Raw genomic sequence first — 26,612 nt, forward strand, 5'->3', positions numbered from 1 at the left:
TCTGTGCGCTTTCTTGAAAACCGCCCCAAAAGGCGGTTATTTTATTTATAACAATATAAAAAACGGAGTATATTATGTCAGCTACTTTAATTGAAGTTCTTGGGTATATTGCAACTGCATTTGTCGCCGGTTCATTTTTATTAAGCTCTATGCTGTATTTACGTTTGATTAATGCGATTGGCGCAATGATGTTTATTGTCTATGGGATATTGATTGCCTCGATGCCGGTGGTGTTGCTGAACGTGTTTATCACTGTGGTGAATATTTATCAGATAATTAAATTAAAACGCCGGGCGTAATCGCACCGAGCGTGTTAAAAGACGGCGAAGCGTAGACCGCACTTCGGATGTTACTTTAACCACTGTTACTGTTTTAGTGACAGTGGTTTTTTAATTCGGTTGCGTAGACGCTAATCCGTATTCCGACTGAATTACAACACCATTGCAGCAATCCAACCGAACACTAACAACGGAATGTTGAAGTGGATAAAGGTCGGCACCACGGAATCCCAGATATGATCGTGCTTGCCGTCCACGTTGAGACCGGAGGTCGGCCCTAATGTGGAGTCGGAAGCCGGGGAGCCGGCATCGCCGAGTGCGGCGGAGACGGCAACCAAGGATACGGTAGCCAATTCGGAGAAACCCAAACTGATACAAATCGGCACATAAATCGCGGCAATAATCGGAACGGTTGAGAAAGAAGAACCGATTCCCATGGTGATAAACAAGCCGATTAACAGCATAATCATTGCGGCTAACCCTTTATTATCATTACCAATGGTTTCGCTGAAGGTTTGCACCAATGCCGCCACGCCGTCGGTTTCTTTGATCACGTTGGCAAAGCCGGAAGCGGCGATCATCACAAAACCGATCATTGCCATTAAGCGTAAGCCTTGTTGGAACAGATCGTTGCTTTCTTTCAGTTTGAAAATCCCCCCGAGCGCAAAGATAGCCAACCCGACTAAACCGCCGATAATAATCGAATCGGTGTAGAGTTGCAGGGCAAAGGTGGCAACAATGGCGATAATGCTGATTGCCGCATGGCGCGGGCTGATTTTAGCAATACGCTGTTCAATGCTTTCGGCGGTTGGCTCGGGGGTGGCGACAACATAATTGCGCGGTTTGCGATAAGTGATAAAAATGGCGGTCAGCAAACCTAAAATCATCCCGATAACCGGAATTACCATCGCACTGGAAACTTGTGCGGCATTGGTTTGTAAGCCCAAGGCTGCGCCGGTTTCATTGATTTTGGTGACGATAATGTTATCAATAAAGATCTTCCCGAAACCGACCGGCAGAATCATATAGGTTGCGGTCAAACCAAAAGTCAGCACGCAAGCCACCGCACGACGATCCAGTTTTAAACGGTTCATAATGTCTAACAATGGCGGCACCACGATTGGAATAAAGGCGATATGCACCGGCAGCAGGTTTTGCGAGGAAATCGCAAACAGAACCAACAGCAATAACACCAAATATTTAAACCAGAACAGCGCTTTTTCGCTCGGTTGTTTGCCTAATTTTTTAATCACCCGCATTGCCAATAAATCGGTTAAACCCGATTTGGAAATTGCCACGGCAAAGGCGCCGAGAATGGCGTAATTCATCGCGACGGCAGCACCGCCGCCCAAACCGTTGGTAAAGGTGGATATGGTCGTTTGAATATCCATGCTGCCCAATAAACCGGCAGCCAAAGCGGAAATAATCAGGGCGATAACCACATTAATCCGCATTAAACTGAGCGCTAACAGCAGAATAATGGATAACACCACATTGTTGGTGAGTAACATAATAAGGTTCCTTGAAGTTGGTTAAAATATAAAAACAAAAATTAAAGCGCAGCGATTGTAAAGCAAAATAAAATGATTTTCTCGATTTTATTGTGAATTCGCGGCAAATAGCGGAAATCCTCGCAATGTTTTTAAGCGATTGACCATATAACAGAATAATTCGGCGGTTTTTTCGGTGTCATACAACGCGGAATGCGCCTGTTTCGGATCAAAACTGATGCCGGCGGCATGACAGGCCTTGATCAACACATTATTGCCAAACATAAAAGCGCCGAGGGTGGCAGTATCAAAGGTGCCGAACGGATGAAACGGATTGCGTTTCAATTGGGTGCGCTCCGCCGCCGCCATTAGGAAGCCGTGATCAAAGGCGGCATTATGTGCCACGATAATCGAACGCTTGCAGTCGGCGGCTTTTTGGGTGCGGCGCACCATTCTGAATAATTCGCCAAGTGCGGTTTCTTCGCTGACCGCGCCGCGCAGCGGGTTATCGATATCAATGCCGTTGAATTTCAAGGAGTCGGGATTGATATTCGCCCCTTGGAACGGCTCAATATGGAAATGGCATTTTTCATCCGCTTGCAGTAGCCCTTGCTCATCCATTTTTAAGGTAACGGCGGCAATTTCCAATAGCGCATCGGTTTTCGGATTAAATCCGGCGGTTTCCACATCAATAATCACCGGAAAATATTCGCGAAAGCGGTTTTTCAGAAGATTGTAATCGGTTTGCGTGTTGTTTGATTCGGCGGTTTGCACGGCAGTGGTCAAAATAAGATCCTGTTTGACTGGAATAAAAAACGCCGAAATCCGACATATCAGCGGATTTCGGCAGAAAAAATTAATTGCCTAAACCGGCTTTGGCGCTTTTATTTTCGATAAATTCGATTTTGTACCCGTCCGGATCTTCCACGAAGGCAATGACGGTTGTACCGCCTTTGACCGGACCCGGTTCGCGGGTGACGTTGCCGCCGGCAGACCGCACTTTGTCGCAAGTGGCATAAATATCATCGGTGCCGATGGCGATATGCCCGTAAGCCGTGCCGAGTTCGTATTGTCCCACGCCCCAGTTGTAGGTCAGTTCCAGTACCGCACTTTTATCTTCGTCATCATAGCCTAAAAATGCCAGTGTATATTTGTATTCGGTGTTTTCACTGGTACGCAGAACGCGCATTCCCAATGCTTCGGTATAAAATTTAATTGAGCGATCCAAATCGCCGACGCGCAGCATAGTATGTAAAATTCGCATGATTAGTCCCCTAAATTGTTAACGAAACAATAAATATGGCATTATAATGTCAATTTGTGATTTATTACTATTTATTTTAGCACGTTGGACGTTCTATGTCAGACCATAACGAGAACAAAATTCGGATCTTCTTACTCTCTCTGCTGCCGCCGGTTTTGCTGTTAGGCGCGGAAACCGCACTTTTCTTTTCCCTGCCGCATTTAAATCGCTTTATTGCGTATTTTGCCTTTGCGGTATTGAGCGCACAATTGGTTTTGCAAGTGGTGTTTATCAAAGGCGAAATTTGTAACGGGCAACGTTTCCGTTTGGTCAACGCCGCGTTGTATTTGGCGCTTTATTGGGTGGGGCTGTTATTGCTCGGCGCATTGGCGGAAAAACGTTATATTCCGCTCATGCTGCTGATCGTGAGCGGTTTGTTAACGTTATTTGCAGTATGGCAACAACCGAAAGAGGATGAACGGCTTCAACGGGCTTTATTACTGTTTGCCAACGTTTGCGCGCTGCTCGGTGTGCTGGCATATCTTGCGATTTGGTGGAATTTGCCGCGGGCGGAATGGTTGTCTTACAGCCCGTTCAGCCAATTGTTTCTAGCCGTGGTATTGGCGAATTGGCTATTGCGGGTATCACGTAACCGTTTGCAGGGCTTGTTGCAATTGTTGCCCCGTCTGATGTTGTTGACATTATTGCTTAATGCGGTTTACAGCGTGATCGTGTTGTTATTGCTATATTTCAACTTGATTACGGTTATCACGCCATTGAGCGGTTTCATTCTGTATTTTGTCGTACATTTGCTTGCCGCTGCCATGTTAGGCGGCTCGATCAGCAAAAATAATCCGCTTAGGTTGCCGCATTTGGCAGTTTTGCTGATTCTGGCACTCAGTTTTCCATTTTGGTTAACTTGATATGTGGAAGAAGTGTCTGTTTGTATTCGCGGTATTGTCGCTGTTACTCGGCAGCGCACTGTTATATCTGTTACAGGGTAACGGCTTGCAGACCGTCACCAATTATTTCCTCATGCCGGATTATCAAATCCAGTTGAAACAAGCCCCGCAAATCGATTTTGACGGCATAAGGTTGCCGCAGCTCAAGCTGCAAACGGCGACTTGCCGGCTGGCGGAGGCGAACGATATTCGCTTAACCGGACAGCAACGGAAATTGGCGGTACGACAATTACAATTGGATTATGCCTGTTTGCAGCAACTGATGAATCAAGATAATACGGCGGAAGAGGCAACCCCTTTCACCGTCAATCGTTTGTTTGCACTGTTGCCATTGGGCGAGGTCGAGATTGCCGAATTGCATTGGCAACATACGGAAAGCGTACAACAACCGCAGTTGCAACAAATTTTGGCGGCGACGACCAGCGTAAGTGCGGTACGCCAAGGCAATGAAGTGCGCTTGCACCTGCGGGCAAGCGAAGCAAACGGAACCGCACTTTCGCGTGACAAGCAAACGCAGGCTGAACCCGAAACGGTTTCAGAACCCAACGGCAGCAGCAGGCAGGCTAGTGACGAAAATTCAGCGCTTCAATTGGAATCGGTATTATTTGATTTGAATGCGCGGCTTGTCGGGCAAAATTTAACGGCAACGGCGGTTTATCTGCCGGACAGTGAGCAATCGAACCAATTGACGTTTAACGCCGAACTGGCGGAGAGTTTTGCACAACTGCCATTGCGTGCGGATGTTGATTTTATTTGGCGTTCGCCTTATTTGGTGATTCCGCAAGGCGGAATGAAGCTGGTGTGGCAGGAAGAACAAGCCAACTTGCAGTTGTATGAAACGGTCGGGCAGCAACAGCACGAGCTCTTGAATTTGCCGTTTGATATTAAAAACGGCAATTTGCAAATCAGCAAAGCGCAGTTTAATTGGGCGAAAGATTTACCGCAGCCGATGACCGGTTTTTTGGATTTGAACCTGCAAGCGGAAGAGAGCCGTTTTTTCTGGAACAGTTTCCCGTTAAGCGTTAACTTTCGCCTGTCATTGCTTTCTAACGGCGAAAAAGGCAAGGGCGTGATTGTGATTCAAGGCTTGAACGGGAAAATCGAACGAGAGTCGCTGAATATCCCGCTGCAAGTGAACGGCGATGTGAAATCCTTCGACAGCATTTTTTATGCCGGTTTGCCGATGCGGATAGAAGGCCCGCTACATGACCCGATGTTACGTTTTTTAAGCGGTTCGTTATTACGTATGCGCGGCAATACCGAGTATATTGATATTGAAGAATTGCGTTTGCCCTTGGCTGGGGTGGTCGTCGGGCAATACGGTGTCAAAGGGCGTTTGCAGGCGATTCTGAAAGGCAAAACCCGGCAGTTTGATCAGATTGACTTGCACCTTGACGGACGTGCCAATGAGTTTATCGCCGGGATTCATTCCATTTTTAATATCCGCTCCGCCCAAAATGTGACAGGGTTAAAATCGGCAGCGGTAAAAGCCAATATCTGGAATTGGAATTTTTGGGGATACGCCGATATTCCCGGTTTGCGCAGTCTGGTGAGTTTGCGCGGCCGCGGATTTTGGCAAGATAATTTAATCCATATTCAATTGCTTGACGGTGAATTGGATCGCTTCGGGTTGTCCGGCGTTAGGGTTGACCCCTTGAAATTGACCTTGACCGAATCGGTCAAGTGGGATTATCAGCAGCAACAATTGCAAGGGGGATTGACCCTGAGTACGCCGAAAATTCAATTTGATTACGGCGGTGCGTTTCTCAAACCGGATATCGGGGTGCGCATCGAAGGCAAGGATTTCACCGATTTGAATTTGCGCAGCGAGCTGACCGCCGATAAACTCGGACCGATCCGTCTGTTCTCCCGCTATCAGGATGGCGTGTTACGCGGCAATATCTATTGGCCGCAACAGTCTGCCAATGTGTTCCAACCGCTGTTTCCGCCGCGTTGGAATTGGTTGATCCAACGCGGCACGATTCGTGGGCAAACCGCCTTTTCCATTACGCCGGAAAGTGGGGTGGTTGCCGGGGGACATATTGTGATTCAACAAGGCGATATTGCATTACCCGAAGGGGCGATCAGCGGCATTAATTTCTCTCTGCCGTACCGTTATCAGGATCAACGTTTCCAACTGGGCATTAAACAACCGGTCGAAGTGAAAATCGCGACTTTGGATAATGGGGTCAAACTGAAAAATGTGTCGTTACAGCTACAAGGGCACTATCCATGGACACGCAAACAGCCGTTATCGCTGTCAAAATTGCACTTAAATCTGTTAGGCGGCGAATTGGACGTGGATAAATTCTCATTGCCGCAGCATAATGCCGCTTATTTGCGTTTGAACAATATTGAGTTGAGCGAGGTGCTGGATTTTATGCAATATAACCAATTGGAGATGACCGGCAAGGTGAATGCCAAGCTGCCGTTTTGGATTGAAAATTCCCCTTGTATTGTGTGTGACGGCATTATTGAACAAGGCAGCGATTGGCGCATTCATTTGAGCGATGAGTTGATTGAAAAAATCGAACAGGGCGGCGGGATTACCGAACGGATCCTGACTAATTTGATGGAAACTATGGACGTGTATGATTCCAATATCAAGGTGAATTTACTGCAAGACGGCACAGGTTTAATGAATGCGCAAATTAAAGCCAATAATGCCTTACAAAATCCGATCTTTTTGAATTACAATCATAAAGAAAATGCCTTTGATTTATGGAAATCGATCAATTTCGCTTCGGAGCTGCAACAAAATTTAGAATACCGTCTGTACCAACGACGTGAACAATAGACCCTAGAGAGCCATTATGTTATTCAAGCTAAAATTTACCGCACTTTTGTTCAGTTTATCTGTCTTGCTCGGTTGCGTGCCGAAAATTCAGCTGGAAACGCCGAAAGAGGGGATTACCATCAATATGAATGTGGAAATCGAGCATAAGATTCAAATTGAAGCCGATGACAACACCCGTAAGATTTTGGCGGAAGACAATATCTTGCAACAATAGCAAAGGCAAAGTGCGGTCTGATTAGCGTGATCTGCACCGCACTTTCGCATGACTATTTATTCCCGCCTTTCCAATTTGCCCAATCAAAACAGCGTGTCGGCAACAAGCGGCGCAGCCACCAATAGAGCTTGGTCGGAAAAGTGACCTGATAACGGGCTTTCGGTTTGGCACTGTTCAGGCATTGCAATACTGCCTTGGCACAGGCTTCGGCAGGCAGCGTGAACGGGTTGGCATTACCTTTGGTGTTCAAGCGTGCCAACTGTTTTTCGTAGGCGGTTTTATGCACGCTGTGTTGCCAGTCAATATACTGATGAAATTTTTGCAATGCATTGGGGCGGAATTTGCTGGTGATCGGACCCGGTTGCAGCAAGCTGACGAAAATCTGACTGCCGAACAATTCGGTACGTAAGGTGTCGCACAAGCCTTCTAGGGCAAATTTACTGCTGTTATAAGCCCCGCGCCACGGCATGCCGGCAAAACCCAAAATGCTGCTGTTGACGATAATCCGCCCGTGTCCTTGGCGGCGGAACAGCGTCATGGCGTGCCGAATACATTCCCACGTGCCGAAGACATTGGTCTCAAACTGTTCGCGTAACGCGGCACGCGAAACATCTTCCACCGCGCCGGTCTGCCCGTAGCCGGCGTTACAGAAAATGGCATCTAAAGTGCGGTTTTGCCCGATATGTTGCAACACATGTTGGATTTGCGCCGAATCGGTCATGTCCAGTTGCACGCATTCCAGCCCTTCTTGTTGCAAACGCAGAACATCTTCCGCTTTACGGCAACTGGCGATCACCTGCCAGCCGTGTTGCCGTAAATAATGTGCGGTCGCATAACCGATACCGCTGGAACAGCCGGTGATGAAAATGGTTTTACTCATGCTTAGAGCCTGTTGATCTGTGTTTATAATTTGAGCCATAGTCCCTAATCCAAATGATGTAATAGCGTTTCGATGTGCTTCAATCCGTTTAAGCGGGTTTCGCTTAAACGTGAGGCAATGCCGCATTGCCGTAACAATGCGGTCACATCAAATTGCCGAATATCACCCAACGGCAGATTCTGTAACACACTTAACAACAGGTACAACAAGCCGTTCATAATCCGCGCTTCGCTGTATGCCGCGAAATGGTAATCCCCGTCAGCCCGCTTGTCTGCGCTAAACCGCACTTCCACTTCGCAACCGTGAATTCGCGTCATATTTTCCAGTTGTTCGGGCGAAGGAATCGGCAGTTTTTTACCAAGTTGAATCAGATAACGGTAACGTTCTTCCCAATTATCGAATTGTTCAAATTGCCGAATTATGTCTTGGTTGTTTGCCATCGGTTAATCTCTCAACAAGGCGAGTGCGTTATCTAAGGCGTTAAAAAACGCCTCGACTTCCGCTTCGGTATTATAAGGGGCAAACGACAGGCGCAACGTACTTTTTTGCCCTAAACGGGCAAGATAAGGTTGGGCGCAATGTTCGCCGGCGCGTAACGCAATGCCTTGTTCGCTCAGCAGCGTATTCAGATCAGACGTTGCCAAATCATCAAAGACAAAACAGACAACAGAACTGGCTTGCGGCGAGTTAAACAGGCGGGCGCCGGGATAACGCCGCAACCGCACTTTGGTTTGTTCGGCTAAATTCACTGCGTGCTTTTCAGCTTGCGCAAAATCGATTTGTTGCAACCAATTCAACACCGCGCCAAAGCCGATCACGGCGGCAATATTGGGTGTACCGGCTTCTAAACGATAGGGCAGCGTGTTAAAGCTGATCTGCTGTTTTGACACCCGATCCACCATTTTGCCGCCATACAGTAGCGGCGTGAGTTGTTCCAGTGCCGCTCGTTTTCCGCTTAACACGCCTAAGCCGTTTGGTCCATAGAGTTTATGGGCGGAAAAGGCATAAAAATCCGCGTCCAGTGCCTGAATATCCAGTTTAAGGTGCGCAATCGCCTGCGCGCAATCGACCACAATCAAGGCTTGCGGCGCAGTTTGACGGATGGTTTGCACCAACTCGGCAATCGGCTGTGCGGTACCGGTGACATTCGAGACATAGTTTAACGCCACCAATTTGGTGCGTGGCGAGAGCGCTTGTTGCAAAACCGCACTTTCGATCAGCCATTGATCGTTAATCGGCAATACGATGAGTTTCGCGCCACGCTGCTGCGCTACGACCGACCAAGTGACAAAATTGGCATGATGATCGGCTTCGCTGATAATGATTTCATCGCCTGCTTGGATTTGTGCTGCCAGCCCATGCGCCACCATATTGATCGCCTGCGTCGTGCCGCTGGTCCAAACGACACAATCGCTCGACGGCGCATTGATCCATTGTGCGGTCAACCGCCGTGCCTGTTCGTAAAGTGCGGTCTGTGCCGATTCATGCTGGCTGCGGTGTACCGACCCCGCACTTTGGTAGAACGCCAGCGTACTGTCGAGCAACACCTGCGGTTTCAACGCCGTCGCCGCCGAATCGAAATAAATTAACGCAGAATCTTGTTGCAGATAGGGGAAATCGGCTCGAAATACAGTTGGGTTAAAGTTAGGCATAAGCTATCCGAGTGGTTAAACAGGTCGCTATTATAAACTCAACGTTGTTCCTTACGCCACAAATACGGCTCTTGCGGATGGCGATCCTGCCAAAGCCCTCTTTTTTTCCATTGTGCTTCCAGTTGTGCCTGTTGGTATTGCGGATCTTTTTTATAGAAACGGTATGCCCAAGCATAACCGCTTTCCACCATTAACCGATTAATATTTTGGTGTTGCATATCATATACCGTTGCCAAGCGGCGGGCATATTGATCAATGCCGTCGATTTTCAGGGTCACGCTTTGTTTGTGGATCAGTTTAGCCAGTTGTTGTTTGGCTTGCTTGCCGTATACTTGCCCGTTTTCCGGTGCATCGATGCCGACTAACCGCACTTTGATTCGTTTGTGATTGTTTGTTAAGCAGGTGAAACTGTCGCCGTCACTGATATGAATCGCACGGCACTGCAAGGCATTAGTCGTAGTTTTGGCTTGGATTGTTATCGCAGAAAGTAACAAAAATGCAAATAAAAAGAAAAAACGTGTTATCGACACTTTACAACCTTATCTATTATCAGAAAAAAGCGGGAAATACAGTGACATTGATCACAAATTGAGGGAGAATTATTTCATATTTTTCCGTTATCACAAACCAAGATGAAACAAAAAGCCTTCGATTTATTGCGCTCCCTTGCGATTTTATATGCCGTTTTGTATCTCGGTATTGCGTTGCAACATCTGATTCCGCTCGGTGTACCGGGTAGTATCTGGGGATTATTGATCCTTTTTCTGTGTCTGACAACGCAGGTGATTAAAGTGGAATGGATTGCATTCGGTTCCCGCCTGTTGATTCGCTATATGGCGCTGCTGTTTATTCCGGTCAGTGTCGGGATTATCAAGTATGCCGATCTGCTGTTCGCCAATGCGAAACCGCTGCTGATTCCGAATATCGTCAGCAGCATGCTGACACTGGTGGTGGTCGGTTTGCTTGGGGATTATCTGTATGAACGGCATAGTATCCGCAAATTACGCCAAAAAGCCCGACACAAACGGCAACAGAGCTAGGAGGAAACGATGTTACAGGATTTGGCGCTTTATCTCTATTCGGGGCTGACTATTGCGGCATTTATGACCGCACTTTGGATTAACAAACGTTGGAAATCCATGGTGTTTAATTCCTTTGTGCTGACGTTATTACTGCTGTCAGGCATTCTGTTGTTACTGAACATTCCTTACGACAGCTATATGCAGGGCAACGCACCGTTGAATAATCTAATGGCGCCGTCGATTGTGGCACTGGCATTGCCGTTGTATGAACAGTTGCGCCAAATCAGCAATCGTTGGCGCAGTATTTTGCTGATTACCACCGTTGCCTCACTCCTCGCGATGTTTAGCGGGGCGGTATTGGCGTTGTTGTTAGGGGCAAGCGCAGAGATTGTGGCAACCATTTTGCCGAAATCGATCAGTATGCCGATGGCAATGGCCGTCGCCGAAACCGTCGGCGGCATTCCGTCGGTGGCGGCGGTCGGCGTGGTGCTTGCCGGTTTGCAAGGCTCGATTTTCGGTTATTTCATCTTACAAAAAATCGGCGTGAAACACCCCGAAGCGATAGGCCTATCGATTGGTGCGGTATCGCATGCGCTCGGCACCGCCCGCACTTTAGAGGTCGATCAGCAAGCCGGGGTATACAGCTCGATTGCATTGGTGCTGTGCGGCATTATCAGTTCGATTTTGGCGCCGTTGGTGTTTCATGTGGTGATTCTGCTGTTTTAAGTGCGGTCGGCGTGCCAGTCAGTGTGTTAAACCGAACCCCAAAGGGTATAGCGGATCCGCGCTGTCGCTGGGAACATCCGGTTTTTGTTCTTCCACCGCTTTCATTGACGAAGGCAACTCGAAAGGTAATGTGGCACTGAACCCGGCTGAACTCATCAACGCAGTCAACAAGGCATGATCGCCGATACCAAAATTCGCAACCAGTGCCGAAGCGTGTTGTTTAATCTTGCTTAAAATCGCCGGACGATCCAGATAAATAGTGACAACGGTCGGCACCACTTGCGCGGTATCGCGAATCAAACGGTAATCGGTATTGCCGGAGCGGAAATCCAGCGAACCTTCATGCTGCAGCGAAGCGAAAAAGTAGCTAGGATGTAGGATTTCATACGGCGTAGCAATGCGGATAATCGCCACATCCGCTTGTTCCGGCGTCGCCACCACATTAAAGCCCAAGGCGCCGGCGACCTCTGCATCAATATTATGCAAGAAAACCTTACTTTTTTTCTTGAGCGGCAGGGTTTTCTGCTTATTTTCCAACAGCACTAACGATTTGATTTGCGCTTGCTGCGCCTCTTTTTGCCAAGCGGAGTTGCCGATCAGTTTTTCCGCCTTAATCGGATCAACAAAAGGCGCTTCAAACAAGCCGATACTGAATTTTTGGATCAGAATACGACGCACCGATTGATCCAAACGAGCCTCGGATAATTTATTCCGTTGCACTGCATCAATAATCAGCTCGGTGTCGGATACGCCGCCGAATTGATCAAGCCGGGCATTTAAACCTTTGATAAAACGTTGTTGTCGTGTCAATGTCTCTACGCCCCAAGGTGCGCCCGGCGGTTCGTGCGGCGTGCCGTTCGGATTGCCTTCGCGGCAGGCGAGATCACAGTCGTTGGTGATTAACCAGTCGCCGAGGATTATGCCGTCGAATTCATACTGCCCGCGCAACAGATCAGTGAGTAAAGTGCGGTTAAAACCGGCGGCAACCGGCTCCAACGCTTTGCCGTTCAGCCGCACTTGTTTCAAAACCGAATATGCCGGCATTACGCCCGCAACCTTGGCTTCAAAGGCGCCGGTAAACGGATAGATGTGCTGTTGCAGATGATCGCCGGGAAAAACGGCATATTTGCCATAGGCATTATGGCTGTCCCAACCATGCTGAGCGGCGCCGTAGCCGACCCAATGTTTCACTACCGCAATCACACTATTGCGTTGCAGTCCGCCGTTGCCGTTTTGCATGCCTTCGATATAGGCCTTCACCATCCGTTTTACCCTGTCGGGATCTTCGCCGAAAGTGCCGATAATACGCGGCCAGCGTGGTTCGGTTGCCAAATCCGCTTGTGGCGACAGCGCGATATGAATTCCGCTGGCCAAATACTCTTGCCGCACCAGATCGGCATAACGTTTGGTCAGTTTTTCATCATTGATCGCCCCGAAACCGAGTAATCCCGGCCATTTGGTAAATTTTCCGGCGGAAATACTCATGCCGTCGGGTGAGAACGAATTGCGCGGATCAGAACTGATACTGAGCGGAATCCCAAGCCGGGTGCTCTCCGCAAGCTCCTGCAACTTATTATTTTCTTCGCTGAAAGTGGCAATGGCATGCGCTGACAAACGGGTGAGCAGGCTAGCGACATGTTTTTCCACGATCAGCTGCCGATTGGCAGTTAAATCGTAGGATTCGCCTTTGCCTCGCGGATTTTCCGTGGTCATGGCGGTGGCGTGCATAATCATCCCGGCTTTTTCCGCCAGATTCATTTGCGCCAGCAGATCATCGGCACGGGTTTCCGCCGCTAACCGCCAATCCTCATAGGGATCCAATCTGCCGTTACGGTTCAGATCTTTGAATTGCGATTGCCCAATTTGTAACAACGGCACATTGCGATAGCTCAAGTGCGGTTGTGTCGGCGCGGCGGCTGATAGATTTGCGCTCAGCAGGCAAAACAGGCATAGTGCGGGTAGTCTGGTCAACGATCTTTTCCATCTGGGATTACAGCGAATAAGTTTCACTATTTTAAATAAAAATTCATGACAGGCATATGCAATAGCGCTTTCTTTATATTAACCTTGGTTTACTTTTCAAACGGATGGGCATTTCAAGTTTTGATTGCGTAAATTTACTCCATTAACACTGTTTTTTTATACAGTAAATTGCGTTATAATGCCGATATGGTATCCAACGTTTGTTGTAACAGGGCTATGCAACAGAATGCAACAGAGAAAAATTATTCATATCGATATGGATTGTTTTTTTGCCGCAGTCGAAATGCGCGAAAATCCGACTTTACAGGGAAAACCGGTCGCGGTGGGCGGCACCACGTCACAGCGCGGCGTGTTATCGACCTGTAATTACGAAGCGCGCAAATTCGGCTTGCACAGTGCAATGCCGACCGCACTTGCCCTCAAGAAATGTCCGAATCTGGTTCTATTGCCGGGCAATATGGCGCTGTATAAACAAGTATCCGAACAGGTGCGCCGCATTTTTCAACGTTACACCGATTTAATCGAGCCGTTGTCGTTGGATGAAGCTTATCTCGACGTCAGCGATTGCCAAGCATGTAACGGCTCGGCAACTTGGATTGCCGCTGAAATCCGGCAAGCGATTTTTGACGAGTTGCAATTGACTGCTTCCGCCGGGATCGCCCCGCTGAAATTTCTCGCCAAAATCGCCTCGGATATGAACAAACCGAACGGACAATTCGTGCTGACGCCTGAACAGATCGATGAGTTTGTGCTACGGTTGCCGCTGAAGAAAATTCCGGGCGTGGGACCGGTCACCGCACAAAAATTAGCGGCAATGGGGCTGAACCACTGTGCCGATATTCGCGCTTTGCAGCAACATATTTTATTGGATCAATTCGGCAAACTCGGGCAGCGGATCTGGCAATTCAGTCATGGGATTGATGAAAGAGCGGTGCAGCCCGAGCGGGAGCGCAAGTCGGTCGGGGTGGAAACCACCTTGGCTCAAGACATTTGGCAGCCGGAACAAGCCGTCGATATCCTATCGGCGCTCTATCAAAAATTACGGCTGCGTTTACAGCGTGCGCAACCGGATATTCCGTTGCGCAGTTACCGTAAAATCGGGGTAAAGCTCAAATTTAACGATTTTCAAACCACGACCCTGGAAAGCAGTGCCTATGTGCCGAATCAAGACGCTTTTCAACAATTGTTACAACAAATCTGGCAGCGGGCAAACGGGCGTAGCGTGCGCTTAATCGGTTTAAATGTGACCATTCCGCACAAAAATAAAGCACGCCAGCTCAGTTTATGGTGACGTAATTCAAAACTTTAACAAAAATATGACATTTCTGATTTACTAAAAATTCGTTTATGCTATAAACAATTAAATTTGAAGATAAAAGGTATCGGTATGAGTATGAAAATCTGTTTAAGCAAAGCGTCGGCAACTGAAATTTGGGGCAAAAGTGCGGTTATCAGTTTTGATAACGGCGTGGCGACCATCCATTTCGGCGAAGAAAAAAGTCGTCGCAAAATCCAGCAGGCGGCGCGTAAATTGCGCACGCAAGGGATCAATGAGGTTGAACTGGAAGGCAAGCATTGGGATTTGGATCGTTGTTGGGCGTTTTATCAAGGCTTTTACACCGCCAAGCAGCAGTTTGCGGTTGAATTCCCGACCTTAGACGATGCCGAACAACAGCAATTGTTCCGCCAAATCGAGGCGGGGGATTTTGTGCGTGAGCTGATCAACCTGCCGTCGGAGGTGATCACCCCGCAAGAACTGGCGCACCGTGCCGCCGATTTTATTGTGCGGCAAGCGCAACAAGCCGAAAGCGAAAGTGCGGTTTCTTATCACATTATTGCGCGCGAAGAGCTGCGCGAACGTGGCTATCACGGCATTTGGACGGTCGGCAAAGGATCGGCAAACCAACCGGCAATGTTGCAGCTGGATTTCAATCCGAGCGGCAATCCGGACGAACCGGTGATGGCATGTTTGGTCGGCAAAGGGATCACCTTTGATACCGGCGGTTACAGCTTGAAACCGAGCAACAGTATGGATTCGATGCGTTCCGATATGGGCGGTGCGGCGTTGCTGACCGGGGCGTTGGGCTTGGCGATTGCCTGCGGTCTGAATAAACGGGTGAAACTCTATCTGTGCTGTGCAGAAAATATGGTCAGCAGCCGCGCGTTCCGCTTGGGCGACATTATCGAATACCGCAACGGCGTCACGGTGGAAGTGCTGAACACCGACGCAGAAGGGCGTTTAGTGTTGGCGGACGGCTTGATTGACGCCGAAGCGCAGCAACCGCACTTTATCATTGATTGCGCCACCTTGACCGGCGCGGCAAAAATGGCGGTCGGCAACGATTACCATTCGGTGCTGTCAATGGACGACAAACTGGTCAAAGCCTTATTTGCCGCGGCAGGAGAAGAAAACGAGCCGTTCTGGCGTTTGCCGTTTGAAGATTTTCACCGTGAACAGGTCAGCTCTACTTTTGCCGATATTTGCAACATCTCGTCGGCAGCGGCAGGCAGTAGCGCCGGGGCGAGCACCGCCACCGCGTTTTTATCTTATTTCTTAAAGGCGTATCGGAAAAATTGGCTGCATATCGATTGTTCCGCCACCTTCCGCAAATCCGCCGGTCCGTTATGGGCGGGCGGCGCGACCGGAATTGGCGTCAACACTCTTGCCAATTTATTGTTAAGCCAAGCGGATAAAGATTAAGCAGTTGATGTTTATGGTAAAAGTAGAGGGATTATATTTCCGCCCGAACCGCACTTTGTATTTTTCGACTGTGGATTAAATGCTTATACCGCACTTCGTAAACGGGCGGATATATAATCCCCCCTACTTTGCCTTATCAGTAACTTTTGTTAATAATCTCAAATTTATCACAATCAATAAGGAAGCCGTATGCAACAAACCCTTTCGATTATCAAACCGGATGCCGTCAAACAAAATTTGATCGGCGCCATTTTTTCCCGTTTTGAAAGCGCGCGTTTTACCATTGTTGCCAGTAAAATGTTGCACCTGACCGCAGAGCAGGCGGGCGGATTTTATGCCGAACATCGAGGCAAACCGTTTTATGAAAAGTTAGTCGAATTTATGACCTCCGGACCGGTGGTGGTTTCGGTACTGCAAGGGGAAAATGTGATTGCACAGTATCGGCAATTGATTGGGGCGACCGATCCGCAAACCGCGGCGGCAGGCACCATCCGTTTTGATTACGCCACTAGCAAAAGCATTAATGCGGTGCACGGTTCCGATTCGGAAGCCTCGGCAAAACGGGAGATTGAATATTTTTTTGCCGAAAGCGAGATTTTTCCACGTTAATTTGAACAGATTGAGAGATTGAGGAAATAAGATGTTGACCCGCTGCCCGGAATGTCGGCATAAAGTGAGTGATACGGCAAAAACCTGCCCGTCTTGCGGCTTTTCGTTTGATCCTGAGGATTTAGAACGTTATAAAGCGCAACACCAACGCTTGCGCGAACATAAACAGGAAATCAACCGCAAAAGCGTGAAACTGCATTTAATCTGGCTGGCGATTTTCACCGTATTTATTTTGTTGGCAAGTTGGATCACCCACGGCTGACGCTGCGTTCTGAAATAGAAAAAGAAAATGCCGAGGGGATTCCCATTCGGCATTTCATTGCTAAGTTAACGGCGAGTCAGGTTACATTTTATTTTGTACTTTCGTCGCGGTGTTATCGATAGCTTCACCGGCAGATTGAATGTCCTGCCCGGCACCTTTGACTGTGTTACAGGCGGTTAATGTTCCGATTGTTGCCGCCAAAATAAGCGCCCAAATCATTTTCATAAGCATTCTCCCATAATGGTGTTAAAGTCAATTAAGCAGTCTAAAATAACTACTTACCTGCATATTACACTGATAAAACCAAAATAACAACTCTGCGGTTAATGACTTTTGCTGGTTTCCAAACGTTCAAATGACAACACGCGATTCTCTAAACGGCGCAATAACAGGGTGGCGATAGCGGTGATCAGCAGATAAATCGCCCCGGCGATACCATAGATCAACAACGCATCATATTGTGTGCCGTACAGCTGGCGAGCATAGCCCATAATATCCATTATCGTGATGGTCGAAGCGAGCGATGTCCCTTTAAACACTAAAATAATTTCGTTGCTATAAGACGGTAAGGCGCGTTTTAACGCAAACGGAACTAAAATCCGTAACGTTTGCCAACGGCTTAAGCCCAATGCCGCCGAGCTTTCCCATTGCCCTTTGGAAATCGCTTTCACCGCACCGTGAAACAGTTGCGCCGAGTAGGCGGCACTGTTGAGCGCCAAGGCAAGCATGGCACAAAACCACGCATTAGACAGCAACGACCAAAACGGGCTGTCGATAATCCATTGGAATTGTCCCGGTCCGGCATAAATCAGGAAAATCTGCACCAACAACGGCGTGCCGGTAAACAGGGTGATATAACCGTTGACTAAGGCGCGCAAAGTGCGGTTTTCCATTGACAGAATAAAGGTAAACAGCACCGCCAAAATAAAGGAAATCCCTAAGGCAACGGCAGTGAGCGCCAAACTGGTCGGAATGCCTTGCGCAATAATACTGAAATAATCCGTGATCATGCCGCCTCCCTTTCAAAACGGGTAAAACGCTTTTCTAGGTAGGCGATACCGATTTTGCTGAGAATCGTGACCGCAAGGTAGAGCAGCGCAGCAATACCGTACCAAGTAAAGGGTTGATGGGTGTTCGCGTTGCTTAATTCCGCTTGGCGCATTAAATCATTCACCCCGATTAACGACACCAGTGCGGTATCTTTCAATAAGATCAACCATTGGTTGCTCAAACCCGGTAGGGCATGGCGCCACACTTGCGGCATAATAATCGACATAAAGGCTTGCGCGCGACTTAACCCCAATGCCGACGCCGATTCCCATTGTCCGAGCGGAATGGCTTGAATCGCACCGCGCAGCGATTGCGAGGCGTAAGCGGCAAAGATAATCGCCAACGCGACCACACCCGACCAAAACGGGCTGAATTCAACGAAATCGCCGGTTAAAATGAATAATACTTGAGTGGAACCGAAGTAGATCAGCAAGACCACTAAAATTTCCGGTAAGCCGCGTAATAAGGTTAAAAAAACGGAGGTGGCGTTGCGAATGCAGCGAATTTTTGCGGTTTCAAACACCACAAAAACCATCGACATCATCAAGCCGAGAATTAGGGCGCACACAGCCAACCCTAAGGTCATTAGGGTGGCCGAAAACATCAGTGAAAGAAAATTGCTAAACATCGCTTATGCTTATTTTCCTGACATCCAAGTGTCATAGATTTTTTGGTATTCGCCGTTGGCTTTAATCGCCGCCAAGCCTTTGTTCAATTCCGCCAGTAATTCCGTGCTGGCTTGATTGACCGCAATCCCTAAACCGTTACCGAAATATTTCGGATCGGTCACTTTTTCACCGACAAATGCCAGACTGTCGTCGGTTTTCATCCAGTCGGCAAGCACCGCGGTATCGCCGAAAATAATATCGATACGTCCGTTTTTCAGATCTAAAATCGCACTTTGCAGGGTGGTATAGGATTTGGCGCTGTATTGTTTACCGTTTGCCGCAATATATTGCTGGAACGTGGTGCCGTTTTGTACGCCGATATTTTTCGCGTTGTTCAGATCCGCTTTGCCTTTCACGGCGATAAAGCTGGCGGAGCTGTCATAGTACGGATCACTGAAGCTCACTTGTTTGGCGCGTTCTTCGGTGATGTCAATTGCCGAAATCGCCGCGTCAAAGCGTTTGAATTTCAAGCTTGGGATCAAGCTGTCAAAGGCATGGCTTTGGAATTGGCAGTTGGCTTGAATTTGCGCACAGATCGCATTGGCAATATCGATGTCAAAACCCACGATTTTGCCGTTGGAATCGGTGTTTTCAAACGGCGGATAAGTCGGTTCGGTGGCAAAAGTGATATCTAATGCATTGGCAGAGAAAGCGGTTGCCAAAAGTGCGGTCGCCAGTAATTTTTTCATGGTAAGCTCCTTAATATCAGAAGAAAAAGAGAAGTAAAATTGAATTAATGCGATAAATAATGGGAAAACGCAGCCGTTTTCGGATTATGGAAACAATCGGCGCCGCCCATTTCAATAATTTTGCCTTGTTCCATATAAATGACTTTGGTCGCCACTTTACGCGCGACCGCCACTTCATGGGTGACAATGACTTGGGTAATGCCGGTTTGCTGTAATTCTTGAATAATCGACACCACCTGTGCGGTGATTTCCGGATCGAGGGCGGCGGTCGGTTCGTCAAACAGCAATACTTGCGGTTTCATCATTAAGGCGCGTGCAATCGCCACCCGCTGTTGCTGCCCGCCGGACAGATGTAACGGAAAACGGCCGGCGTGGTCTTCCACTCGTAAACGTTTTAGTAAACCTTGCGCGCGTTCCACCGCTTCGGCTTTGCTTAAACCCAAGACTTTCATCGGCGCTTCGATCAGATTTTCCAACACGGTATAGTGCGGCCACAGATTATATTGCTGAAACACCATGCCGACATCTTGCCGCAATTTGCGGATTTTTTTCGCCTCGGTGTTGGCGGATAACTCAAATTGATTCCCGGCAATCGTCAGCTGACCGCTCTTTGGCACTTCCAACAGATTCAAAGTGCGGATCAGCGTACTTTTGCCCGCGCCGCTCGGTCCAAGCAACACGATGATGTCACCGTCTTGCGATTCAAAATTGATGTCAAACAGGGCTTGTTTGCTGCCGTAGAAAAAGTTTAGATTTTTAATACTGATCGTCATGTTGCCAAAGTATCTGCCAAGTGAAAGAAATAATGCGAAATGGTAATAATAAAAGCGGTTTCATGCAAATAAAATTTCATAAAAAGCGAGCAAAGTCGCATAAAAATTCAGATTTGACGCATGAAATTTAAAATTGTTTAAAATGGCAGCAGTGGTTTAGACCGGAATAAAAAGGGGGAAGTTAAACTTCCCCATCAATCAATTGATCCGCCTGATTGCCATGTGATCTGACCCCAAAAACTTAGAACATATATTTTATATTGGCAGAGAGATTGCGATTATTAACAGCGTTATCCGACAATTTACGCTGATAACCGACCGCAACGCCGAGCGTGAGTTTTGGCATGATTCGATATTCTGCCGCGGCCTCAAGATTAAGCGAGTTGCCTAAGCCACCGGAGGTGAAGGTTTTTTCGGTAATGGCAGATCGCACCAACAAATCCCCTTTACTGTTGCTATTGTGTTGATAATAGCCATCTAAGCCCAAGGTAAGGCTATCAATGTGCCAACTTGCACTTAAACCGAGATTGGTCGTAACAGCATTGATGGTGTCGTGGTCAAGTTTAAATAGCTTACTGTCGGATTTCAGGTTCAGGCGTTGGAACTGCACGTTTAACTTCGGCATTAAATCAAGCGTGCCAAGGTTAAAATGATAGCCGATTTCCGAACCGAAACGTAAGGCGTTGGCTTTCAGTGTGGATTTATCTTCACCGGCTTGAATATTGCCTTTGTGGTGTTGATAGCCGCCGTCCAAGGCAAAGTAGACATCGCCGAACTGTTGCGCGAATTTCATATTTGCGCCGTAGGTGGTGTAGTTGCCGCTGCTTACGCCGTCAGCTGCCTGCGGCTTGATGTTGTATTTGCCGTGATTGACCGCAACATACAACGCGCGGTCTTGCTGCTCAGATTGCCATAGTTTGCCGCCGAGTATCCAGCCGTTGTAGTTCGAATCGGCATTGTAGCCGTAATCCGCAAAAGCGGTGGACGATTTATATTCCGTTTTGCCGTTGAGATAGGCAACAAACATATTTTGTCCGTTATCCAGAGTATTGTTGAGCGATGGCGAACTGTTGCGTTGGAAGTTCTGATAAACCGTATTATTGTGGCTCAAAATAAGATCCGAGGCGACAATGTGCGATGGCAGTAGCGGATTGATTTGCGCGCGGTAATTGCTTTTTGCGGCAGCGGTTGTTGCTGTCACTGATGGTGTTTCCGTTTTGGCTTCGACCGCAGTCGCAGTAGTCTCAGAAACGGTCGTAGCCGTAGCGGCTGTTTCCGTTACCGTCGTTATCGGCGAATCGCCTTGCGCATTAATCAAACGGGTTTGTAAGCGATAATCATAGAAATCAGCGTGTTTATCGTTGACTTTGTTTTCGCTCGCCGCTGCCGCCCCTTTATCAAAAGCGACAAGGGTGTAGTGGAACAGATCGTTGTGATCGGCTAATTTAAAGGCGTCAAGGCGAGCGTTGCCGCCGACTTGAATTAACGAAATTCCTTCGTGATTATCATAAGCCCCGTTATTGTTTTGATCAGATTGCCCATTCACCGAGCCGAGCAGGGATAAATTGACCGCCGTGGTGTGCGTACCGCTGACATCGCCACGGATTAACAGCTGATCGTGCGCCCAATCCCGCATATTTTCACTCACATTGTTAACACGCAAATGTACCGAACCACCATTGGCTTCCAGTGAACCGACTTTTAACGCACTAAATTCGGTTAAAGCGCGGCGTGTACGACGGCGATTTTCCGTCGGCATTTCAGCGGAGAGTGTCGCACCGTCGTTTAAAACGAGATGATTCACCTCACCGGTTGTAAAGAGCGTACCGCCGTTGAGAATCAATTTGCCTTCTTTCATGTTGGCAGCCAGTGCCAATGAACCGGCGTTCAGCACAATGCTTTCGGCTTTGAGATTTTCAGCGGAGAGTGAAAATAATCCCTCGCCATTTTTGGTGATGTTGCCCGCAAGATTGATGGTTTGCGCAGAAAGTGCGGTATTTTGCTCACTCTTCACCACCACGTTCGATCCGTTATCGCCGGAAAGGGTGTTTTCAATGGTTACGGAGGTATTGCCTTGTAGGGTTAAGGTGGCTTTTTCTAAGTTGATTTGCTTCGTGGAAGCTTCATTTCCTGCGTAAGTTAAATTGGCTTGCGTCACGTTCACCGTATTTAATGTGATATTTTTGCTGAGGGTTAAATTCTCATTCACCTTCAGATCGAGGTCGTTGAGGGAGTCGTTCAACCGGATTATATCGGAATCCATCACAAATCCGCCAATCGGTGCGTCGATTGGTTCGATAATATCGGAATTCATTACAAACTCTTCAAGTGCGGTTTCTGTCGGTTCAATCATTGCTGAATCCATCGTGATTTCTTTTTTCGAATCGGGAGTCGGAATGTAGAGCAATTCGCCCTCTTTAAGCATTGCCGAATCCGTTGCAATTTCCGGTTTGCGCATCAGGGTTGATAATGGATTGCCATGCATATCAATCAAACGCGTTTGCAAGCGGTAATCATAGAAATCGCGCCCGCCGCTGCCAAGCTTGTTTTCGCTTGCTAATGCTACGCCTTTGTCAAAGGCAACGAGCGTATAGTTGAATAAATCGCCACTCAAGACATTATTATTACGCAATTGAAACGCGCCCAATTCCGTATTGCCATCGATTTGAATTAACGAAATCCCTTCATCTGCGTCGTACCAGCCGTTATTATTCACATCTGAATTTGGATATTTTGTGCCGAGCAATGCTACATCAACCGGAATAGGTTGTTCACTTTGATTGGTTAAATCGCCGCTGATTTTAAGAAAATCGTGCTGCCAAGTTGTCATGTCGTCGCTGATATTATTGACACGCAAGACCGCACTCGCCCCTTGGTTGATGATGTCGCTGAAGCTCAAGGTTTTTGCTGCGAACGGAAGTGCGGTTTCACCGCCATTTTCAGGTGCGGTAAAGCCGTGGTTTGGCGCAATAGTCGAATCCGCCTGCCATGTCATTGCGGAGGTGACATTACCGTTGCCGCTTAAGGTTGTGCCGGTAGCAAGGTTGAATGTTTTTGCATTCACCGTGGCTTCATCAAGCTCTAACATGCCTTGATTAATGGCAATATTGCCGTCGGTTAAATTGACATTGCCCGAAAGCTGCAATAGCCCCTTGCCCGATTTCGTAAGCGTGCCTGCGCCGCTAAGGGTTTCGGTGGATAAGCTAACCAAGCCGCCTTGCTCGGCATTGACCGCAAGGGTTGCGCCCTGAGCCAAGGTGACGGCTTTGGCGACAACAGTTGTGCCGCTTTCCAATTGTAGTGTGGCGGTTGTGCCAAGTTTGGTGTTTTCGGCGAAGTGAATGCCGTTTTGTTTATAAATGATTTTGCCGGTTTTTACATCAATTTCATTCAGTACCGTTGCGCCGTTGATGGCAAGTGTAGAATTTTCGCCGTCAGGGTTATAAATCAGGTTTACATTCGGCTGCTCATTTTCGCCAACGCCGCCCAAATTGCCATTGATGGTGTGCTGACCGCCTGCATTGTAAACCAGCGTTGCGGTTTGTTCACCGCTGTTGATAAAATTCCCATTAATTGTTTCTGCGTATAAGCCGGTGGTTGGCGCGTCGGAAGTGGCTTTATTGACGGTGATTGTATTGCCGTTGAGATCAACTTTGCCGCCCTCTAAGATTAATTTGTCATACGGCAATTGGTTGTTATCGCCCAAACGAACCGTTGCGCCTTGTTTGACGGTGACTTCGGCGTAGGCTTGTACTTTGCCGTTATCATCGGCAGTCTGTTTTAAGGTCGCCGTGCCTTCTTCGATCACCAATTTAGCCGCATTTTCGCCCGTGCCGACTTTCACCATTTCACCGTCGCCGATTTTGTAGAAGGTTTCGGCGCGGTCGCTGGTTAGGGAAACGTCTAAATGTTCAGTACTGCGTTTATCTCGATAAATTCGATTTTCTGACCAAACAATTTCTTGTAAGTTTAAGCGTACATATTGGATTTTCTCTGCACTTTCTTCATAGAGCAAGCCAATTGAGCCATCAGGTAATTCCGTTAGGCTATTGTAACCATAATTGCCAGTGGCAATAGTAGCATTATATTTCCATTTTATTGAGCCGTCTTCTTGCACTTCCCCTAACCAGACCATGCCGTTAATTCGAGAACGAGAGGCAGAGTGCGGATTGGCAAAAACCAAATATTCTTTACCATTGATTTTTTTCGAATATTTAATGACGGACATTTGAGAATAAGGATCAAGTAAAATATCATCGGAAATAATGGTTTTTTGCCAAGTATAGCCGCCATCTTTACTGGTTGAAATTTGTACTCGACCATTTAAATTACGTGAAAATAATTTTAGATCACCACTATCTAATTCAACCACTTGTGATTCAGTTAATTGTTTCCAATCATCATTTAAAAGACGAGAGCCACCTGAAGAAGCCAAACGACGATCATTTGGTGATTCGCCTCGTTCCCATGTATTACCGCCATCTTTACTGATAATTAATGCGGCAGATTGTTTATTATTACTATTAGTATAGTAGACAGGCATAATTAGCGTGCCATCTTTTAGCTGAATACCTGTTCCCGGACCAGTACCTAAAAAACGCATCCAATCTGCTTTTACTTGCGGGGTAAGATCGACGGGGCTTGACCAAGTTGCACCGTTATCATCACTGTGTGTCAGCCATAAATAACTGGTAATTTGCACTTTTAACGGAGCGGCATCACTTCCTTGTTGCGCCGTTTGTAAAAAAACATTGCCTAATCGTTCAGTGCCGCGATATAAATCACCAAGATCTTTAAAGCCTCTAGTGGCATCGCCTTCAACAATCACTTTATATTCAGTCGGTTGGTGGTCTTCATTATAAACTACACCATTTTCGCGAACGGTATATTGTGCGCCATCAGCTCCAGTTAATATACGGTAGTAGCTATCTTTGATTTTTTTATAGCCTGTACCTTCTGATGAGTGATCTTTATTTATACCAAAGAACCCCTGAGTTTCAGGGAACATGTCAATCAACATGAAAATACGTCCAGATGTTTTATCTTGTAACATCAGTGGATCGATTAAAAATGCAGCGTTAGCACTGCCATAAGTTTGACTGACAAGGTCGATAATCACTTGATCATCTTGCCATGTTTTTCCGCCATCAAGACTACGACGGATTACGGTATCAATATTGCCCCAGTCTGCAGCATGTTGATGACGTTTATCAATTGCCGCAATAACAACGCCGTCATTAGTGGTTAAAAGTGCTGGGATACGGTAATTATTCGCATCGCCTTGACCTTTTTGAAAGAGCGGTTCTTTTGCACTCATATAAGAGCCAAGTTGGCTATGTTTAGCAGAAGCATATTTTATATTGTCGGCTTCTTTTTCAAGGTAAGCATTATATTCAAAAACATAGTTTTTGGTTAATTTATCATGTTCCGCTTTCACTTCTTCTGCGGTTAATACTTTTGATTCCGCACCCGCATAATAAACATTACCGCTAAAGGTCATTTCACGCGTACCGCTTGCGCGTTTTGTGCGTCCAACATAAGCAGCATCTAGCCCTTCAATATCTTTAAAAAATTTTGTATCGCCGTTATATGTTTTTTGTAAAGTACCATTGACATAAATCATGATTTTTTTATTTGTTTTATCAAAGGTATAAGTGACTGTGGTGAATTCGTTGTCATTTCTTGCGATATCAGCAGTGACGAGTTGATTATTTGGAATTAAATTCGTACTTTTTCTAATTTCAATTCCGAAAGCATCACTACTAGCTTTTCGGTTTACATAGAAAAGAATATAGTCATTATCTTTTTTTGAGTTTGAAACACCTAATAATGCGGTTAATTGCGTAGCTTCAGAATTTTTAAAACGAAATGTCAGTGAACCACTTTCTAGCTGAAAGGCATTTTGTGCAGTAAAGGTATCCGTTACATTAATTGGAGAACTAAACGGTGTTAAAGCACTATAAGTAAAGATAGAAGGAATTGTAGTGCTTGCGGTTACAGATTTTTCGGTTGTTGAGGGAGTAATTAAGTTAGACTCAGCAAACACACCGGCAGCAAAAAAGGAAGAAATTAAAATCGCCAGTGAGGACTTTTTAAGTAAACTGACTGGATTTGTATTGGAATAGATAGCGATTTGTTTCATAAAATACCTCAATCGATTGAGTTATAGAAGAATTGATAGGGAATGCTTAATCGTCGATATTTATATGCCGCTCCATAAATGGAGCAATAGCGATTCGTAAAAAATGTGATAGTAATCGGTTTTAGAATGAAATGTTTTGTCAGAAATGTGATCCTAATTAAATAAAAAAACGTTATTGCTTTAACTTGTTACATTCGTTTTCATTCATACTCATTTTTTGTGACACGAAAAAGGGGAGGATGATAAAATTTAAACACCAAAAATAGTGCGTTTTTGAGTGAGATGAATGATTTTTGTGTAAACAATGTATGAAATATGTGAACTGCTTAACAATCTATTTTCTTTTTTAAGAAAGTTTATTGATTAAATGAATTAATTTTTTATGATGAATTTAAATGCATTATTGAAGTGGTAATTGAAGGGATGGTGAGATTTAAACCGCACTTTGATTATTTTGTTAAATAGATCAAG

The 26,612-nt window shown here is 46.8% G+C and carries 25 protein-coding genes; 11 read left to right on the top strand and 14 right to left on the bottom strand.

Annotated features, from left to right (window positions below):
• Nucleotides 1-74: 74 nt before the first annotated feature.
• Nucleotides 75-299, top strand: a complete 225-nt coding sequence (locus ACWA50_RS09160; RefSeq protein WP_431051818.1) for a YgjV family protein — start codon at nt 75-77, stop codon at nt 297-299.
• 131 nt (nt 300-430) lie between these two features.
• Here ACWA50_RS09160 and ACWA50_RS09165 read toward each other — a convergent pair whose 3' ends face one another.
• From ACWA50_RS09165 to gloA, 3 genes are all read right to left on the bottom strand, one after another.
• On the bottom strand, nt 431-1,789 hold the full coding sequence (locus ACWA50_RS09165; RefSeq protein WP_431051820.1) for a Na+/H+ antiporter family protein: 1,359 nt from the start codon (nt 1,787-1,789) through the stop codon (nt 431-433).
• Nucleotides 1,790-1,876: 87 nt separating this feature from the next.
• Nucleotides 1,877-2,554: a ribonuclease T gene (gene rnt, locus ACWA50_RS09170; protein WP_431051822.1), complete on the bottom strand. Its 678-nt coding sequence runs from the start codon at nt 2,552-2,554 to the stop codon at nt 1,877-1,879.
• A gap of 70 nt (nt 2,555-2,624) precedes the next feature.
• Nucleotides 2,625-3,032 (bottom strand): lactoylglutathione lyase, encoded by a 408-nt coding sequence (gene gloA / locus ACWA50_RS09175; RefSeq protein WP_431051824.1) that lies wholly within the window; start codon nt 3,030-3,032, stop codon nt 2,625-2,627.
• A gap of 95 nt (nt 3,033-3,127) precedes the next feature.
• Between gloA and ACWA50_RS09180 the strand changes: the two genes are divergently transcribed.
• Genes ACWA50_RS09180 through ACWA50_RS09190 form a run of 3 tightly spaced genes read left to right on the top strand, consistent with a single transcriptional unit; the run spans nt 3,128 to nt 6,984 of the window.
• Nucleotides 3,128-3,934 (top strand): hypothetical protein, encoded by an 807-nt coding sequence (locus tag ACWA50_RS09180; RefSeq protein WP_431051826.1) that lies wholly within the window; start codon nt 3,128-3,130, stop codon nt 3,932-3,934.
• 1 nt (nt 3,935) lies between these two features.
• Nucleotides 3,936-6,770, top strand: a complete 2,835-nt coding sequence (locus ACWA50_RS09185) for a YdbH family protein (RefSeq protein ID WP_431051828.1) — start codon at nt 3,936-3,938, stop codon at nt 6,768-6,770.
• 16 nt (nt 6,771-6,786) lie between these two features.
• Nucleotides 6,787-6,984: a YnbE family lipoprotein gene (locus ACWA50_RS09190; RefSeq protein ID WP_431051830.1), complete on the top strand. Its 198-nt coding sequence runs from the start codon at nt 6,787-6,789 to the stop codon at nt 6,982-6,984.
• A 52-nt stretch (nt 6,985-7,036) separates the two neighbouring features.
• Here ACWA50_RS09190 and ACWA50_RS09195 read toward each other — a convergent pair whose 3' ends face one another.
• From ACWA50_RS09195 to ACWA50_RS09210, 4 genes are read right to left on the bottom strand one after another with little or no spacing between them, the layout of a single operon-like run.
• Nucleotides 7,037-7,864, bottom strand: a complete 828-nt coding sequence (locus ACWA50_RS09195; protein ID WP_431051832.1) for an SDR family NAD(P)-dependent oxidoreductase — start codon at nt 7,862-7,864, stop codon at nt 7,037-7,039.
• Nucleotides 7,865-7,908: 44 nt separating this feature from the next.
• Nucleotides 7,909-8,304, bottom strand: coding sequence for a SufE family protein (locus ACWA50_RS09200; protein ID WP_431051834.1), 396 nt, complete (start codon nt 8,302-8,304; stop codon nt 7,909-7,911).
• A gap of 3 nt (nt 8,305-8,307) precedes the next feature.
• The gene (locus tag ACWA50_RS09205) at nt 8,308-9,516 is read right to left on the bottom strand and encodes an aminotransferase class V-fold PLP-dependent enzyme (protein ID WP_431051836.1); all 1,209 of its coding nucleotides are present in this window, start codon (nt 9,514-9,516) and stop codon (nt 8,308-8,310) included.
• Between the two features lie 38 nt (nt 9,517-9,554).
• Nucleotides 9,555-10,046 carry a thermonuclease family protein gene (locus tag ACWA50_RS09210; RefSeq protein WP_431051838.1) on the bottom strand — a complete coding sequence of 164 codons (492 nt, stop codon included), beginning with the start codon at nt 10,044-10,046 and terminating at the stop codon, nt 9,555-9,557.
• Nucleotides 10,047-10,148: 102 nt separating this feature from the next.
• On the opposite strand from ACWA50_RS09210, the gene ACWA50_RS09215 reads away from it, so the two are divergent.
• Nucleotides 10,149-10,556 (top strand): CidA/LrgA family protein, encoded by a 408-nt coding sequence (locus tag ACWA50_RS09215; protein WP_431051840.1) that lies wholly within the window; start codon nt 10,149-10,151, stop codon nt 10,554-10,556.
• Nucleotides 10,557-10,565: 9 nt separating this feature from the next.
• Nucleotides 10,566-11,264 carry a CidB/LrgB family autolysis modulator gene (locus ACWA50_RS09220; protein WP_431051842.1) on the top strand — a complete coding sequence of 233 codons (699 nt, stop codon included), beginning with the start codon at nt 10,566-10,568 and terminating at the stop codon, nt 11,262-11,264.
• An 18-nt stretch (nt 11,265-11,282) separates the two neighbouring features.
• Here the strand turns inward: ACWA50_RS09220 and ACWA50_RS09225 are convergent, their stop codons facing one another.
• The gene (locus ACWA50_RS09225; RefSeq protein WP_449343097.1) at nt 11,283-13,235 is read right to left on the bottom strand and encodes a glycoside hydrolase family 3 protein; all 1,953 of its coding nucleotides are present in this window, start codon (nt 13,233-13,235) and stop codon (nt 11,283-11,285) included.
• A gap of 238 nt (nt 13,236-13,473) precedes the next feature.
• Between ACWA50_RS09225 and dinB the strand changes: the two genes are divergently transcribed.
• The 4 genes from dinB (at nt 13,474) to ACWA50_RS09245 (ending at nt 16,819) form a co-directional block, all read left to right on the top strand.
• Nucleotides 13,474-14,538: a DNA polymerase IV gene (gene dinB / locus ACWA50_RS09230; protein WP_431051846.1), complete on the top strand. Its 1,065-nt coding sequence runs from the start codon at nt 13,474-13,476 to the stop codon at nt 14,536-14,538.
• A gap of 102 nt (nt 14,539-14,640) precedes the next feature.
• Nucleotides 14,641-15,948 carry an aminopeptidase PepB gene (pepB, locus tag ACWA50_RS09235; RefSeq protein ID WP_431054330.1) on the top strand — a complete coding sequence of 436 codons (1,308 nt, stop codon included), beginning with the start codon at nt 14,641-14,643 and terminating at the stop codon, nt 15,946-15,948.
• A 189-nt stretch (nt 15,949-16,137) separates the two neighbouring features.
• Nucleotides 16,138-16,557, top strand: a complete 420-nt coding sequence (gene ndk / locus ACWA50_RS09240) for a nucleoside-diphosphate kinase (protein ID WP_431051848.1) — start codon at nt 16,138-16,140, stop codon at nt 16,555-16,557.
• Nucleotides 16,558-16,588: 31 nt separating this feature from the next.
• Complete coding sequence (locus ACWA50_RS09245) at nt 16,589-16,819, top strand: zinc-ribbon domain-containing protein (protein WP_431051850.1); 231 nt, start codon at nt 16,589-16,591, stop codon at nt 16,817-16,819.
• Between the two features lie 81 nt (nt 16,820-16,900).
• Here the strand turns inward: ACWA50_RS09245 and ACWA50_RS09250 are convergent, their stop codons facing one another.
• From ACWA50_RS09250 to ACWA50_RS09275, 6 genes are all read right to left on the bottom strand, one after another.
• Nucleotides 16,901-17,044: an entericidin A/B family lipoprotein gene (locus ACWA50_RS09250; protein WP_431051852.1), complete on the bottom strand. Its 144-nt coding sequence runs from the start codon at nt 17,042-17,044 to the stop codon at nt 16,901-16,903.
• Between the two features lie 98 nt (nt 17,045-17,142).
• The gene (artM, locus tag ACWA50_RS09255) at nt 17,143-17,829 is read right to left on the bottom strand and encodes an arginine ABC transporter permease ArtM (protein WP_431051854.1); all 687 of its coding nucleotides are present in this window, start codon (nt 17,827-17,829) and stop codon (nt 17,143-17,145) included.
• Nucleotides 17,826-18,497 (bottom strand): arginine ABC transporter permease ArtQ, encoded by a 672-nt coding sequence (artQ, locus tag ACWA50_RS09260; protein ID WP_431051856.1) that lies wholly within the window; start codon nt 18,495-18,497, stop codon nt 17,826-17,828. The genes artM and artQ overlap by 4 nt, the downstream gene beginning before the upstream one ends.
• A gap of 9 nt (nt 18,498-18,506) precedes the next feature.
• The gene (locus ACWA50_RS09265) at nt 18,507-19,226 is read right to left on the bottom strand and encodes an arginine ABC transporter substrate-binding protein (protein WP_431051858.1); all 720 of its coding nucleotides are present in this window, start codon (nt 19,224-19,226) and stop codon (nt 18,507-18,509) included.
• 44 nt (nt 19,227-19,270) lie between these two features.
• Nucleotides 19,271-19,999, bottom strand: a complete 729-nt coding sequence (gene artP / locus ACWA50_RS09270) for an arginine ABC transporter ATP-binding protein ArtP (protein WP_431051860.1) — start codon at nt 19,997-19,999, stop codon at nt 19,271-19,273.
• A gap of 241 nt (nt 20,000-20,240) precedes the next feature.
• Nucleotides 20,241-26,045 carry an exo-alpha-sialidase gene (locus ACWA50_RS09275; protein WP_431054331.1) on the bottom strand — a complete coding sequence of 1,935 codons (5,805 nt, stop codon included), beginning with the start codon at nt 26,043-26,045 and terminating at the stop codon, nt 20,241-20,243.
• Here ACWA50_RS09275 and ACWA50_RS09280 point away from each other — a divergent pair.
• Nucleotides 25,984-26,124, top strand: a complete 141-nt coding sequence (locus ACWA50_RS09280) for a hypothetical protein (protein ID WP_431054362.1) — start codon at nt 25,984-25,986, stop codon at nt 26,122-26,124. The two genes, ACWA50_RS09275 and ACWA50_RS09280, sit on opposite strands and share 62 nt — an antisense overlap.
• The last annotated feature ends 488 nt before the right edge of the window (nt 26,125-26,612 follow it).

This window comes from Testudinibacter sp. P17/SS/0325, assembly GCF_053570765.1.